The sequence below is a fragment of the Fontibacillus phaseoli genome (assembly GCF_003337355.1).
In the GTDB taxonomy this organism is placed as follows: Bacteria; Bacillota; Bacilli; order Paenibacillales; family Paenibacillaceae; genus Fontibacillus; species Fontibacillus phaseoli.
This window is the reverse complement of sequence record NZ_QPJW01000001.1, coordinates 31,503-46,615: the sequence shown is the minus strand read 5'-3', so window position 1 is coordinate 46,615 and position 15,113 is coordinate 31,503. Positions and strand designations below refer to the sequence as shown.

The following is a 15,113-nucleotide window of genomic DNA, read 5'->3' as shown; positions in this document are numbered from 1 at the left end:
CATAAGGAAATTTTCGGTAGGGTAATTCAAAAAGCCGATTGGCTTATGCCTGCGAAGCGATCCATTGCTCAGGCAGCTTCAATGCAGCATCCAGCTTGGATCCATCCTTACCCCCGGCTTGAGCCATGTCCGGACGTCCGCCGCCACCGCCGCCGCAAACGGCTGCGACTTCTTTGACCAGCTTGCCGGCATGAAGCCCGCGTTTCACTTCATCCTGAGGCACAACCACGACAAAGTTCACTTTGTCGTCCATGGCGGCCCCAAGCACGAGCACGGTATCCGGCAATTTTGCCTTCAACTCGTCGGCCAGTCCGCGAAGCGCATCCATTGTTCCGGCCTGCACTTTTGCGGAGAGGAGCTTGGTTTCGCCTACCATGATCACTTTCTCTGTCAATTCTCCAGCTTCAATAACGCTGAGCTTGCTTTGCAGGGACTCGTTTTCGCGGCCCAAATCTTTAAGCTGCTGATACAACGCTTCGATCCGTTTAGGGACATCGCCCACATTAGACTTCAGCAATCCTGCCGATTGTTTCAGAAGATCCAGTTGTCCGTCCATAAACAGATACGCCCCGCGTCCGGTTACCGCTTCGATCCGCCGTACCCCCGAGCCGATCCCGCTTTCGCTCACCAGTTTGAACAGTCCGATTTCCGAAGTATTGTTCACATGGCAACCGCCGCACAGCTCCAAGCTGTAACCGCCGACTTGAACGACCCGGACGATATCCCCGTATTTTTCACCAAACAATGCCATCGCACCCATAGACTTCGCTTCATCAATCGGTTTCAATTCGATCAAGACCTCAAGAGAGTTCCAGATTTGCTCGTTTACCCGGCGTTCGATCTCAACCAGTTCCTCCGGCGAAATACTGCCCAGATGCGAGAAATCGAACCGAAGCCGCTGCGGCTCCACCAGGGACCCCGCCTGATTGACATGCTCGCCCAATGTTTCCTTTAAGGCTTTATGAAGCAGGTGAGTCGCTGTGTGGTTCTTCACGATATCCCGGCGCATTTCCCGGTTAACCTCCGCGGTTGCTTCCGAACCGGTGCGCAGTTCACCTGACGTCACGGTAACCTGATGAACATACTGGCCGTGCGGCGCCTTAAACAATCCTTGTACCGCAGCACTTCCGGAACCGCTACGAATCGTCCCTTGGTCGCTGACCTGGCCGCCGCTTTCGGCATAAAATGGCGTCTTGGCCAAAATGATCTGCCCTGTCTGGCCGGTTGTGAGCGTATCGACAAACCGATCGTCCGAAATAATCGCCACAATTTCAGTTGCCGCATCAAGCTCATTATATCCAATGAAATCCGTTTTAGTCGTAAAATCCGACAAAACTCCGCCCTGAACCTTCATGCTTCCGTTATCGTGACGGGCGGCCCGGGCACGCTCGCGCTGTTCTTCCATAGCCGCTTCAAACCCTTCACGGTCAACGCCAAGTCCTTGCTCGGCCGCAAAGTCTTCGGTCAAATCCAGCGGGAAGCCGTACGTATCGTACAATTTAAACGCATCCGCGCCGCCGATCAGCGAACGTCCCGCGGCTTTGGCTTCGGCGCTTACTTCCGCCAAAATCGCCAGCCCGTCGCTTAGCGTTTCATGGAAACGTTCCTCCTCCGAACGAATAACCTTCTCGATAAATTCGCGCTTCGTGACAACATCCGTATAGTAACTACCCATGATTTCGCCAACCGTCTCCACGAGGTTGTACATAAACGGCTTGTCCAGCCCGATCAGCTTTCCGTATCGGACCGCGCGGCGGAGCAAACGCCGGATTACATATCCACGGCCTTCATTGGAAGGAAGCACGCCGTCGGCTACCGCAAAGGCGACCGTACGGATATGGTCGGCAATAACTTTCAGCGCCACGTCCGTATCCTCTTGAACTCCGTAAGTCACGCCGGCCACCGAAGCGGTTTTGGCAATAATCGGCTGGAACAAGTCGGTGTCGAAGTTGGAATTGACGTTTTGCAGAATCGATGCGAACCGTTCAAGACCGGCGCCGGTATCAATGTTTTTGTTCGGAAGCGGAGTGTAGCTGCCGTCTTTATTGTGATTGAATTGGGAGAACACAAGGTTCCATACTTCCAGGAACCGTTCATTCTCGCCGCCGGGAAAGCATTCGGGATCGGACAGATCGCCATAGGCGTCGCCGCGGTCATAGAAAATTTCCGTACAAGGACCGCAAGGACCTTCGCCGATATCCCAGAAATTGTCCTCCAGCTTAATGATGCGCTCGGCCGGAATGCCGATTTTTTCGTTCCAGAGCTTGAAGGCTTCCTCATCCTCCGGATACACGGTCACCGAAAGACGTTCCGGGTCAAACCCGATCCAGTCTTTGCCGGTCAGGAATTCCCATGCCCAAGTAATCGTTTCTTCCTTGAAGTAATCGCCGATCGAGAAATTACCCAGCATTTCGAAAAAGGTATGGTGACGGCGCGTTTTCCCGACGTTCTCAATATCATTGGTACGAATACATTTCTGGGAATTGGCCAACCTCGGATTCTCCGGTTTTTCCCGGCCGTCAAAATAAGCTTTGAGCGGAGCCATCCCGGCATTGATCCACAATAGGGACGGATCGTTATGCGGAACGAGCGAAGCGCTCGGTTCCACCTTATGTCCTTTGCTTGCAAAAAACTGCAGCCATTTAGAGCGTATCTCACTTGCTTTCATCTATATTCCTCCTAAAGTTTAATCTTTGCTTGACTAGCCAAGTTGACGATTGAACTATCTTTAAAAAAGAAAAAACGCCCCTGAAAATCAGGGACGATTGTCTCGCGGTACCACCCTGGTTATCGTCTCCCCCACAATTCCGGCTTAAAGAGAGGCGATCGCCTTGTACGGTCCGATAACGGGAACCCCCCGGTGAATTTTGAACTCACACTCGGAAAACAGCATTTCTGTCCGGCGATATTTCGGGTTCTTTCAGCCAGCGCCAGGAACGTGGCCGACTCGGCCGCAAACCTTGGCGAAGGAACGCCTTCTCTGGGAAAATCAACAACGGACATACTTTTTTTCGTCAACGTTTTGCTTTTATAAATCAGATAACACTTTGATTACAAATTATAAAGGGCGGCAACGAAGCTGTCAATGCGCTTCCTCCATGCTTTTATACCGTTTTACGTCTAACATAATACGAATAAAAATGCTGAAGCACGACCTTGCCCACGGCGAAAAACGGAACCGCGAGCACAAGCCCCGGAATGCCGCCGATCTCGCCCCCGACCAACAGGGCGAAAATGATCAGCAATGGATGCAAATGAAGCGTCTTTCCCACCACTTGCGGAGAAATGATATTGCTCTCGATCAACTGGCAGATCATATTGACCAGAAACACCATCAGCACCATTTTCCAGGAGATCGTCGTAGCCATGACTAATGCCGGGGCCGCTCCAAGAAAAGGACCGAGGTAGGGAATAATGTTGCAAACAGCAACAACTCCGGCAAGGAGAAGGGCAAACGGCATTCCAATGATCACATAGCCGATATAGGCAAGTACGCCGATAATGACGCAGACTAACAATTGGCCGCGCACATAATTGCCCAACGCATCGTCGATTTCTTTTAGCAGCATCACAATGGATTTACGCCGCGATTTCGGCAAATATCTTAACACGAGCCGTTCGAAAGCCTCAAAGTCCTTAAGAATATAGAAAATCAGAAACGGGACGATAAACGCGTTGAACACGACGCCGATCGTCGTTCCGATATTATTCAAAAAACTTGAAATCGAGGCAGCCAGCCGGTGTTCAAACTGAAAAAACCAATTGCTCATTCCCATCCGAATGCTGCCGGGGAGCATGCTATTATCCCAGCGGTTCATCAACTGCTGCGTATGTAAAGTAAGCTCGGGCAAGTGCTCCCCCAACTCCTCCAGCTGTTCCACGAACATAGGAATGACGTTCATCAAGATAACTGACAGGCTGGTTAGAAATACGGCATAAATGAGCAGCACCGATACCGTGCGGGGCACTTTCCGACCGCCTAGCATCCTGACGACGGGATTTAGCACATACGAGATGATGATGGCGATAATAAAAGGGGAGAGTATCGCTTTCAGGAAACCAAAGACAACGCCGAACATCGGCCGGAGCAGCCACACAAAATATAAGATGACCAGACCCAGCAGCAGCCACACCCCATAGCGGAACACCTTGCTGTTATTCAACGGCTCCACTCAAAATACCCCCTCCCGAACTTCGGAGTCGGACCAGCTATGAAGAAAGTATATGCCCGGGAGGACAAAAATAATCGTAAGGAAACGAAAAAAGACGATCCCCAAAGCGTAATACGCTCTGGGGATCGCCCCTTTACCATTCATTATCCGCCAAATCAGAAACTGTTAGGATAGATGCATTTGGGGAAATTCCTGAGGAACCTCTTCTCCAAAAAACAAATCATCCAAAGAGCTGAGCGTTCCATCCTCTTCTACTTGATAGACCGACATCTTCTCCCCATTTACCGTTAATTCGATAAAGCAGCCCCAGCAATAAAATTGATGGGAACCGATTTTGCCGATATCTTTGGAACTGCAGTTTGGACACTTCATCATTTACTTATCACCTATCCGTTAACAGAATTCATAGCATTCTCCAGCCGCTGCTCACTGTTTGGAGGCACCATGATCGCATTTTCGCCCTTGCTCATTTCGGGGGTAAAAGGCAGCACTTTACGCCCTTCCATCAGATCGGAGATGAACCCGTCACTGACTTCAATACCTGTAATTGTATTTCCCAATTCATGGTCAAAATAAACATCCGTTACATTTCCTATCAAAATTCCGTCCTCCGTAAGGACAGGAAGTTCTTTCAACTTCCCGTTGCCGGAAAGAAAGGTAAATTGTATATTCTCGGCTTCCTGTTTTCGGATCGCCTGTTGATTGCGAATCATTACGGCATCTTCGCCATATGCAACGATATCTTCCCAGAGTACAACCTTGATCGTGGAGGAAAACATCGCTTTCCCTTCCAATTGAATGCCCGTGATACTCCAGTTCTCATCGAGAAGGAAATCGAGGACTTTCCCGATCTGTTTGCCGTCTTGTACATCAAAAACGGCCGAGCCTACCATTTCCTGAAGTTTCATGAGCCTGGTCCTCCTACTGTGGCAGTCTTCTGATCCTGAAAAACAGCGTATACCTCCTTCCGAAAAAACTGCAAAAGACGCCCATTATCTTCTTTTACGAAGACGTTCCAAAATGGTTCCAATTTTTTCGGCGGTATGTTGCATTTCTTCAGTAGTATTACCCAAACCAAAGCTGAATCGAATCGCCGAGCGCAAAATATTTTGCGGGAGATTCATCGCTTCCAGCACATGCGACGGTTCCAGGGAACCCGAGGAACAAGCCGAGCCGCTGGCGACGGCGATTCCTTCCATATCAAGATTCATCAGCATCGTCTCCGTATCGCATTCGGGAAAGCTGATATTAAGAATATGCGGAAGGCGCTGCGATGGGTGGCCGTTGACATGAAACCGTTCCTCTCCGATCTCACGCTTCAGCGCGGAGATCAGAACTTCACGTAGCTGCTCATCGCGGGCAGCCCGCTCCGGAAGCTGTGCGGCGGCCAGTTCGGCCGCTTTGGCAAATCCGGCGATTCCCGCCATGTTTTCCGTTCCGGCTCGGCGCTTGCGCTCCTGCAGTCCTCCGTAAAGGATAGGCTCAATGGAAAGTTCCCGCCGGATATACAAAGCGCCAACGCCTTGAGGTCCATTGATCTTGTGTGAGGAAAAGCTCATCAAATCGACAGGTAGCTCATGGCAGTTGATCGGCAAAGCCCCCATTGCTTGAACCGCATCCACATGGAAAACGATATCCCGGGAAGAAGTCAATTCACCGATTTCAGCTATCGGCTGAATCGTCCCCGTTTCATTGTTGCCATACATCACGCTGACCAGAATCGTATCCGGCCGTATAGCCTCATGAACTTGCTCGGGATGAACTTGCCCATACCGGTCGACAGGTAAATATGTAACTTCATATCCTTGTTGTTCCAGTCGTTGGCAAGCATGAATAACGGCATGATGCTCGATCGCCGTCGTAATGATATGCCTGCCACGGTCACTCCGGGCCTCCGCTGTCCCGAACAAAGCAAGATTGTCGCTCTCGGTTCCGCCTCCCGTAAATACCAGCTCTTCGGAACGGCATCCGATAAATCGGGCCAGCTTGTCCCTTGAACCGTTTACGAGTCTTTTGGCCGCACGTCCGAAGGAATGAACGCTTGACGCGTTGCCGTACTGTTCCGTCATGACGCCCAGCATCGCCTCCGCAACCTCCGGATGCACCGGGGTCGAAGCCGCATGATCCAAGTATATGGTTTTCATTTTGACATCACCTTGTTTTAGAGGTAGTACACCTTACAGATTATCTATAAATGGAATACCGTCCCTTCCGGAACGGCATTCATGTTGGCTCATCTATGTTATGCGCATCTCGGCTAAAAAAAGTATTTACTGTACAGGTGCTTATCCATATTAATCGTATTCCCCAAATTTGTACAGCTTATAAATTTATTCATTGCACAAGCTCTATTTATTACATTAATAAGGAAGATTGGAGATACAACGGGAAAAAACAAGATTCAACATCTGTTGGTCATAAACCCTGTGCTTCGCATTCTGTTCGAGGACCCAGTTCGCAAAACCTAAAGCTCTTGTATAGCTGTGCTGATCCCATTGATTGATTCTAAAAAACACGAAATCCAGCATGGTTTGGTATTCTTCGGCAGATAATTCCAATCCTAATTTATTGAATTGTCTTTGCCGGATTCTCCGGGCGGAATCATCTTGAATGGCCTTGTGCAGATGGGATACTTGTCCGCTATGCTGACGGTAAAATAGCAGGTTGGCAGGCAGATTAGCTACCTTTGTTTCAAAGGCCAGCCGGTTCCACAGCTCATAATCTTCCGCGTGCGGATAATTGCTGTCATACCGGACTCCTAACCTTTGAACCAGGCTGTTGCGCATGATCACTAAAGGATGGCATAGGCAGCAATGAAACAGCAGCCAGGTTTTGATTTCCTCATGGTTAGCCGGATTAACTTTTGGTCTTCCTGCACTCGAACTAGTAAAAGCAGCGGCGCTTAAGCCGATGTCCGGGTTTTGATCCATAAACGAGACCTGAAGCTCCAGCCGGTTGGGCGTGGAGATATCGTCGCTATCCATGCGAACGATATAATCCCCGGTCGCCAAACCGAATCCTTCATTAAGCGTGGACACCAGGCCTTGATTTTTTTCATGATAAATTCTCCTGACCCTGTAATCCGTGATCCGTGAAATCAGGCTGGCCGAGCCGTCCGTAGAACCGTCATCGATCAAGATCAGTTCAAAATCCCTGTAAGTCTGGCCCAGCATGCTGTTGACCGCTTCCAGAACAAAATCCGCATTGTTGTATACCGGCATAATAATAGAAGCCCGCGGCACAAAATCACCTCCCAAAAAGTTACTCCTTATAAAATATGGGAATGGAGCTTGTCACGTTTGGACTTCCTGTCCAGTTGTACTTTTCTCCCTTAACAGGACAGAAATCATCGTATTCTACTATGAAAAATAAAATAACCCGATCCGTTTGGACGAATCGGGTTATTTTCCTATGCTATTCTAGCCGCAGCGATTTATTGAGTTAATCACATATCATACACTATATATAGAACATGTAATTTTCTTTGGCGCCTCGCTCCTCGAAGGAAATCAGGTTTTCGAGGGTCGTGGAATCCAGCACTTCGGCGATGCTATCGCGAATCCGCAGCCATAAATCACGTTTGGCCGGATCATCTTCTTCCGTAAAATCAACCGGAGAAATCGGACCCTCCAATACGCGGATAATGTCACCCGCGGTGATTTCGCCTGCCTCGCGGGACAAAATGTACCCGCCGTAAGCGCCACGAACGCTTTTGACCAGACCGGCATTGCGCAGCGGTGCGATCAGTTGTTCGAGATAATGCTCGGATAACTGGTTCTTTTCGGCAATGCTTTTGAGGGAAGTCGGTCCTTCGCCAAATTTAGCGGCCAACTCCATCATAATTGTCAGGCCATAGCGTCCTTTTGTGGAAATCTTCAAAGAAGCCACCTCTTTCAATTTTCAAATAATCTTTATATAATTGAACTTTGATCAAATAAGGTTACGGAAAAGATAACTGGATTTCCATATACATCTATTCCTATCATTAACCTTTGTTTATCGTAACATATCCCATCTCGTTTTGGAAAATAAATCGGTGAATAAATTATATAATTTGTTCGCCGGGCGCGGACAATAATTTAGCGAAAGTTCGAAGGTTTCGCGCCGCTTCAACCATCGGCTCGAAGTGATCGTCCGCCTATGGTAAAATAACGTCAGGCCAAGGCGCCTGAAGGAGTGATGAAATGACCAAGACCAAACCCATACATGAAACCCGCGTCGTCGTCGGCATGTCCGGCGGTGTCGATTCATCGGTTACCGCGCTTCTGCTGAAACAGCAGGGGTATGACGTAATCGGCATATTCATGAAAAACTGGGACGATACGGACGAGTTCGGCTACTGCACGGCGGAAGCGGATGCCGAAGATGTTCGCCGCGTCTGCGAGCAGATCGACATCCCGTACTATACCGTCAATTTCGAAAAAGAATACTACGATAAAGTATTTGCCTATTTCCTGGAGGAATATAAGCGGGGCCGCACGCCGAACCCGGATGTCATGTGCAACCGCGAAATCAAATTCGGCGAGTTTCTGAACAAGGCGCTGGATCTCGGCGCCGATTTCGTAGCCACCGGGCATTACGCCCGCGTTGTGGAAGAAAGCGGAACTTACAAACTGCTGCGGGGCGTGGACAGCAACAAAGACCAAACCTACTTTTTGAACGCGCTAAATCAGGAGCAGCTGTCCAAAGCCATGTTTCCGATTGGTCACCTTCCTAAACCGGAAGTGCGGCGGATCGCGGAAGAAGCAGGACTTTATACCGCCAAGAAAAAAGATAGTACGGGCGTCTGCTTCATTGGGGAACGCAATTTCCGCGAATTTTTGAGCCATTATCTGCCGGCCAAATCGGGAGAGATGGTCGACATCGTCACCGGCGAGGTCAAAGGCCGGCATGACGGGCTGATGTATTACACGCTCGGCCAACGGCAAGGCCTTGGCATCGGCGGATCCGGCTCGGGCGAGCCGTGGTTTGTCGCCGAAAAAGATCTCGAGCGGAACATCCTTTACGTCGTGCAAGGAGACACGCATCCGAGCCTCTACTCCACCGGGTTGACCGCCTCGGACATCAACTGGATCGCCGGAACGGACCAGTTGCCGCAAGGGCCTTTCAAATGCACCGCCAAATTCCGGTACCGCCAACCGGATCAAGGCGTGACCCTAACGGCGCGGGAAGACGGCACCGTGTTCGTGCAGTTCGACGGACCGCAAAAGGCGATTACGCCAGGGCAAGCGGTCGTATTTTATGATGGCGAAGTCTGCCTCGGCGGCGGCATCATTGAAGTGCCTGAAAAGCTGCCCGTTCCCGAACTGGGCTTGCACCGGTAATTTCAGGAGCAATCAAAATAATTTGAGCGACAAAATAGATAAAGCACCCGCTTTTCCGGCAATCAGACGCCGGAAAGTGCAGGTGCTTCTTTTTGCTGAGTGATAAATAAGGCCCAATTAACCGGATAACCTACAATTATCGGGAAATCGGCTATTGGCGCTTCATTAGCTGTAAAACCTACAGTTCCTTCGGCCGAATACGCTGCTCTTTACGTAAAACCTCCGAAATAGATGGAGGATTTCCAGTTAATCCGTGTAAATGCGGTAAAAACGGTAAATTAGCTGGAGGAAATCCAGTTAATTTGCCGTTACGAGGAAAATGTCCCTGTTCCGGGCCGTTCCTAACCAGCCCAGACTAATCGTCCCTGCGCCGTAGCTCCTGGTTATGCCGAATCTTGCTTTCATTTCCCTGCTCGGTCGCATTATAGAAGCTCCGGCCGGCCAGATTCGGCGGCAAGTAATCCTGCTTCACGTAATGGCCGGGGAAATTGTGCGGATACTTGTATCCGGTGTGTCCGAGCTTGACCGCCCCTTTATAATGGGCGTCCCGCAAATGCAGCGGCACTTCGGCCGACTTGACTTCGTCCATGGCCGACATTGCGTTTGAGATCGCCGCTACGACGGCGTTCGACTTCGGGCTCTCCACGGCGAACAGAATCGCCTGGGCGATGTTCAGCTTCGCTTCAGGCCAGCCGTTGTTGCGGTAAGCATCCAGGGCGCTTACCGCTTGCACCATGGCCTGGGGATTGGCAAGCCCGATGTCCTCGCTCGCGGCGGCAATCAGCCGCCGGATGAACGTCATCGGGTCCATGCCCAGTTTCTCTACCGCGTAGAGAAACCAGAACAGCGCGGCATCGCTGGAGCCGCGGATGCTCTTGTGGAACGCGGAGAGGACGTCGTACTGCGTCGACTCATCCGCTTTGACCAGGGGGCGGCGGATCGATTCCTCCGCCACCTCCTGCGTAATGCAGACGGTGCCGCCCTCGTCCGGCGGCGTCGTCATCGCGGCCAGCTCCAGCGCGTTCAGGGCCCGGCGGATATCGCCGTTGGCCATCTCCGCAATGTGCTGGAGCGCCTCTTCCGTGGCCTCGAGCTTCATAAAGCCGAGGCCCTTGTCCCGATCGCTCAGCGCCCGCCGCATCGCGATCAGCGAATGGTCCTTCGTCAGCGGCTCCAACTGAAAGAGCGTCGAACGGCTCAGCAAGGCCCCGTTGACATAATGGAACGGGTTCTCCGTCGTCGCGCCGATAAAAATGATCGTCCCCTTCTCCACCGCCGGCAGCAAGGCGTCCTGCCGCGAACTGTTGAAGCGGTGTACCTCGTCGAGAAACAGGATCGTTTTCGTGCCGTAAAAAGCCTTATCATTCTGCGCTTTCTCGATGACCTCGCGAACGTCCTTAACGGACGCATCGACCGCATTGAGCCGGATGAATTCAGCCTGCGTATGATTCGATATAATGTGGGCTAGCGTCGTTTTGCCGCATCCCGGCGGACCATAAAGCAGGATAGATGAAACCTGATCCGCTTCGATCGCTCGCCGCAATAATTTTCCGGGACCGACGATGCTTTCCTGCCCTATATACTCGTCCAGGGTGGTAGGACGCATTCGGTCGGCAAGCAGCCGTCCGGATGGATCCTGATCCTGGTGATAGGAGAATAAATCCATGACTTCACTTCCTTGAATCATTGTTTGTCCAATATACTCTATCTATTCTAGCACACGCCCGGTAAAAAACATTTATAAACGTTCTTTAGCTTCCTTCCGGTCAGGGAATATGAGTTAATATAGATGTCGGGCCGACGAATCACTGGAAAAGGGGGCTGATCGAAGTGATTACAGTGAGTGAGGTGGCTTCCGCGTAACGCGGAAGCTCATGCAACGAGGGGCTTATTGCCCCTCTTATTTCCGTTTGAACCGGTCTATGTTAAGATAGATGCAAGTTAAGGAAAATAAGGAAATTCAAATTATGCCGAAAGGGGGATTTACGACCATGTACACTCAAGTTTTCCAACCCACACCGTCATCAACAGAACGGATCAAGGAGGATCATGATCGTGAACTACAAAAACGGGAAGGATGTGCTTCCCCCTAGGCTGCTGAAAGAGCTCCAGGATTATATTCAAGGCGAACTGCTCTATATCCCCAAACCGGATTGCTCCAGAGCGTTATGGGGAGAACTCAGCGGAACCCGCACATCAATGGCCAAAAGAAACGAAGAAATATTCCGGCTCTATCGCACCGGACATTCCGTCAGCGATTTGGCGGAAAGGTTCTTTCTATCCGATGAAAGCATCCGTAAAATTGTTTGCAAAATACGCTCCTCGCTCAGAGAAGCGGCGACCGTTACCGAATAAGCCAAGAGGCCGTCCCAAAGCAAGTTTTGGGCGGCCTTTATTGTTGTCTCCAAAGTCGCAATCATGTACTGAGCGAATGAAGGAGCCCCATGGGCTGCTTCATATGTTTATTTATTCATTTTTTTCAAGCACGGTAGGAGTTAAAGCAGGCAGAAGGTATAATATACATAATGATCAACAACGAAAGCGGAACTCCATTGAATCGAGGTAACCGGACGATGCAGATAAACCAAGATAATCAAGGCCGACCAAGCCGCATAGATTCCCAGGCGGGCTCCAAACGTTGCGCGCGCTGCGGCGAGATTAAGCCCGTGTCCGATTTCCTTAGAAGAACCGGCAAGCGTTCCGCCAAGGGCTCGCGCCGCGGCACGTGCCGTAATTGCCGGGCCCAACTGAAAAAACTGGAGCAAACAGCGGCATTCCCAATGGGAACCGATCCGAGCCTTGAAATGCCGTCGCGAGAAGCAGCGCATTCGCATTTCCCGACGCCGGAACCGCTGTTTAAGCCTCAGCGCCGGACAACACGAGCCTTGCCGTCCCCGCTTCCCGTAGAAGGCCCAGACGCTTCCGTACTGCGACCGAACCGGCAGGGCAAAATCCGCATGCGCGGACGCACGGACAAAGGCAGCCGCTGGCATCAGGAAGTTGACCTTGAACTGGCCGTCACCTTGGTTAAGGAGCATGCCGCGGTCGTAGTAAATCGCCATACGATCCGCCGCCTATACAGCAATAAGGCATTTCGCCGCTACATCCTCGCGCGCGACCGCCATACCTGTTTCTTTTGCGGCGGCTACGGCGATACGATCGACCATCTGCTGCCGAAAGCCAAGGGAGGGCATACCACGCCGATGAACTGTGTATGCGCCTGCAACGAATGCAACCAAAGCAAAGCCGACCAGCGCCTGGAGGATTTTATCGGGGAATAGACCCGCTAAACCGCTGTCCCGGTGTCCTCCTGAGGCCCGGGAACGTAAACCGGCAAATCCTGGCCATGCAGCAGCCAGAGTTCATGCAGGGCCCGCGTGCAGCCGACATAAAGGAGACGTGCGTCACCCGGGCCGTAATGTTCCCGGTCCACATCGGTCACGATTACGGCATCAAACTCCAGCCCCTTGGAGAGATAGACCGGGAGCACGGAAATCCCGCCCGTATATCGTCTCTGGTCTCCGCCAATCAGATTGGCGCCCATGCCTGCTTCATTCAAATAGGCATGCAGTTGCTCCGCTTCCTCCATCGTCCGGGTCAATAAGGCTATCGTTCGATGGCTGCCTGACAGTACCTGCTTCAAAACATCCGATATAGCCGCCAACCGCACTTCCTCTGCAGCCGGTTTCAACCGCACCGGTTCTCCGCTGCGGAATACCGGCACGGCCAGCAGTTCCGTCCCTACGCCCCGCTTCAAAATTTCGTTGGCAAAATCGATAATTTCCATCGTCGACCGGTAACTTCGCGTCAAAGCGAAATAAGCCGTTTCCTCCGGCGCGAACAGCGCCTGCATCTCATTCCAGCTACGGACTCCTTTATAATAGTGAATCCCTTGGGACAAATCCCCCAAGATGGAAAAGGAATGGCCTCTCACAAACCGGTCCAGCACGGCAACCTGTAACGGGCTGAAATCCTGGGCTTCATCGATCACGACATGGTCAAAAGTCATATTCCCTTCAATTTCATGGATTCGGGAGTACAGATAGAGTAGCGCCGCCAGATCTTCCTCTTGGATGATACCTTTTTTCAGGTATGTCTGCGTCTCTTTTACAATCTCTTTCGGGATCCCGAACACAAGATCGTGTCCGGAAGAAGTTTTGGCTTTGGCGGAGACGGAATGAAACAGTCCCTTATACAGTGCCACGGCTTCAAGCTCCGGCCATTTTTTGGCGTACGCTTTTTCCCGCTGTTGCGCTTTCTTCTTCCGCTCTTTCAGTGCGGCGGCTGAAGGAGATTTCTTCAGTTCCATTTCCGCCCAACGGTGAATCCGGGCCAGTACGCGCTCTTTACGACGGGCGACGGGATAATGCCGGTATTCTCCTTCAAACCATTCAACAATGGTTTGACGCGACAGCTTCGTACCATCCCATGGTTCGAAATCGAGCTCGGGTACACAGCCGGATTCAACCTCTTCCAGATAGCCGTCAAGTACAGACTTAAACGCAATCGCACCTTTGAACCTTCCCGGTAGTTCCATATCCTTGGAAGCGTCACCCCGCTTGTCCCCGCCATCAAACCAACGAGCCAGACTTTCCGGCCCATCGGTTGGGGCCTGGTCAAGCCCAAGTACCCGGGCCGCCCAATCACCGAAGGTACTCTGCTGAATGTCGCCAACTCCTAATTCCGGCAAGACTTCGGAAATATAATCGATAAACATATGGTTCGGGGCAAAGATTACCATCCGCTCCGCCTTGATTTGCTCCTTGTACTGGTACAGCAAAAAGGCGAGCCTGTGCAGCGCTACGGTTGTTTTTCCGCTACCGGCCACCCCTTGAATAATTAGTGCGGTATTTCTGGCGGCCCGGATAATAAGATCCTGCTCCGCCTGAATCGTTGACACGATGTCGCGCAAACGGTTGTCTTTGTTCTCCCCGAGACGATAAACGAGAAATTCATCCGAAACCGCCGGGCCTTCACTGTCCTTGTTGTAAGTGTCCACTACCCGTTCCAAGATTCCTTTGCGAATAACGATGTTCCGCTTCAAATAGACAAGGCCCTCAATCAGGCCTTCGGGAGCTTCGTAAGCGGCAGAATCACCGCCGGTAAAAGAATAAAACAGGCTTGCCACCGGAGCGCGCCAATCGATGACGACCGGCTTTCCTCCGTCTTGATCCCCCACGCCAACCTTGCCGATATAAAGGGGCTGCGCTTCTTTCCCCTGCTCCTCAAAATCCAGCCGTCCGAAATAGGGCTCACGGATCGACCGTTCGAGCTGCTGCCTGTGAGATTCCCTGCCTGCTTCCAGCACCTGCTCGGTAAAGTCATGCCCTGTGTAGACGGGAATGCTCCGCAGCGCTCTCAACTGGTTGTCAATATCGCGGAGAGTGCGGTCCAGCCGCTCTTTCTCTTCTTGATAGGCACTTTGAAAATGGTCCACTTTCAGTTACCTCCTAAGGTTCTTATTCCGTCTGCTCTCCGGCATGCTCTTCCGAAGTCAAAAGGAGTTATATTATAGCATTCATGCACGGAAAAAGCGAATGACTGGCAAAAATGCAGACCCGGGAAATCCCGGGTCTGCGTAAGTTCTTTGTCAATCAGAGCTCATGGATCAGCTCCG

General features: G+C 51.4%; 12 protein-coding genes. 3 read left to right on the top strand and 9 right to left on the bottom strand.

The features are described 5' to 3' along the window. Positions 1-43 precede the first annotated feature (43 nt). From alaS to cymR, 7 genes are all read right to left on the bottom strand, one after another. On the bottom strand, positions 44-2,668 hold the full coding sequence (gene alaS, locus DFP94_RS00260) for an alanine--tRNA ligase (protein ID WP_114494461.1): 2,625 nt from the start codon (positions 2,666-2,668) through the stop codon (positions 44-46). 436 nt (positions 2,669-3,104) lie between these two features. Further along, positions 3,105-4,172 carry an AI-2E family transporter gene (locus tag DFP94_RS00255; protein WP_114494460.1) on the bottom strand — a complete coding sequence of 356 codons (1,068 nt, stop codon included), beginning with the start codon at positions 4,170-4,172 and terminating at the stop codon, positions 3,105-3,107. A gap of 165 nt (positions 4,173-4,337) precedes the next feature. Beyond that, entirely contained in the window at positions 4,338-4,544 is a 207-nt protein-coding gene (locus DFP94_RS00250) for a hypothetical protein (RefSeq protein WP_114495707.1), read from the bottom strand. Positions 4,545-4,558: 14 nt separating this feature from the next. Then, a complete protein-coding gene (locus DFP94_RS00245; RefSeq protein ID WP_114494459.1) occupies positions 4,559-5,080 on the bottom strand; it encodes a PRC-barrel domain-containing protein in 522 nt (173 codons plus the stop codon). 84 nt (positions 5,081-5,164) lie between these two features. Next, complete coding sequence (locus tag DFP94_RS00240) at positions 5,165-6,316, bottom strand: cysteine desulfurase family protein (RefSeq protein WP_114494458.1); 1,152 nt, start codon at positions 6,314-6,316, stop codon at positions 5,165-5,167. A 216-nt stretch (positions 6,317-6,532) separates the two neighbouring features. Then, positions 6,533-7,414 (bottom strand): glycosyltransferase family 2 protein, encoded by an 882-nt coding sequence (locus DFP94_RS00235; protein ID WP_114494457.1) that lies wholly within the window; start codon positions 7,412-7,414, stop codon positions 6,533-6,535. Between the two features lie 217 nt (positions 7,415-7,631). Further along, the gene (gene cymR / locus DFP94_RS00230; protein ID WP_114494456.1) at positions 7,632-8,051 is read right to left on the bottom strand and encodes a cysteine metabolism transcriptional regulator CymR; all 420 of its coding nucleotides are present in this window, start codon (positions 8,049-8,051) and stop codon (positions 7,632-7,634) included. Between the two features lie 305 nt (positions 8,052-8,356). Between cymR and mnmA the strand changes: the two genes are divergently transcribed. Continuing rightward, on the top strand, positions 8,357-9,496 hold the full coding sequence (gene mnmA, locus DFP94_RS00225; protein ID WP_114494455.1) for a tRNA 2-thiouridine(34) synthase MnmA: 1,140 nt from the start codon (positions 8,357-8,359) through the stop codon (positions 9,494-9,496). Positions 9,497-9,851: 355 nt separating this feature from the next. Here mnmA and DFP94_RS00220 read toward each other — a convergent pair whose 3' ends face one another. Next, complete coding sequence (locus tag DFP94_RS00220) at positions 9,852-11,162, bottom strand: replication-associated recombination protein A (RefSeq protein ID WP_114494454.1); 1,311 nt, start codon at positions 11,160-11,162, stop codon at positions 9,852-9,854. A gap of 389 nt (positions 11,163-11,551) precedes the next feature. On the opposite strand from DFP94_RS00220, the gene DFP94_RS00215 reads away from it, so the two are divergent. Further along, the gene (locus DFP94_RS00215; RefSeq protein WP_114495706.1) at positions 11,552-11,851 is read left to right on the top strand and encodes a CD3324 family protein; all 300 of its coding nucleotides are present in this window, start codon (positions 11,552-11,554) and stop codon (positions 11,849-11,851) included. A gap of 218 nt (positions 11,852-12,069) precedes the next feature. Beyond that, positions 12,070-12,777 carry an HNH endonuclease gene (locus DFP94_RS00210; RefSeq protein WP_114495705.1) on the top strand — a complete coding sequence of 236 codons (708 nt, stop codon included), beginning with the start codon at positions 12,070-12,072 and terminating at the stop codon, positions 12,775-12,777. A gap of 5 nt (positions 12,778-12,782) precedes the next feature. Here DFP94_RS00210 and DFP94_RS00205 read toward each other — a convergent pair whose 3' ends face one another. Further along, positions 12,783-14,933: a HelD family protein gene (locus DFP94_RS00205; RefSeq protein WP_114494453.1), complete on the bottom strand. Its 2,151-nt coding sequence runs from the start codon at positions 14,931-14,933 to the stop codon at positions 12,783-12,785. Between the last annotated feature and the right edge of the window lie 180 nt (positions 14,934-15,113).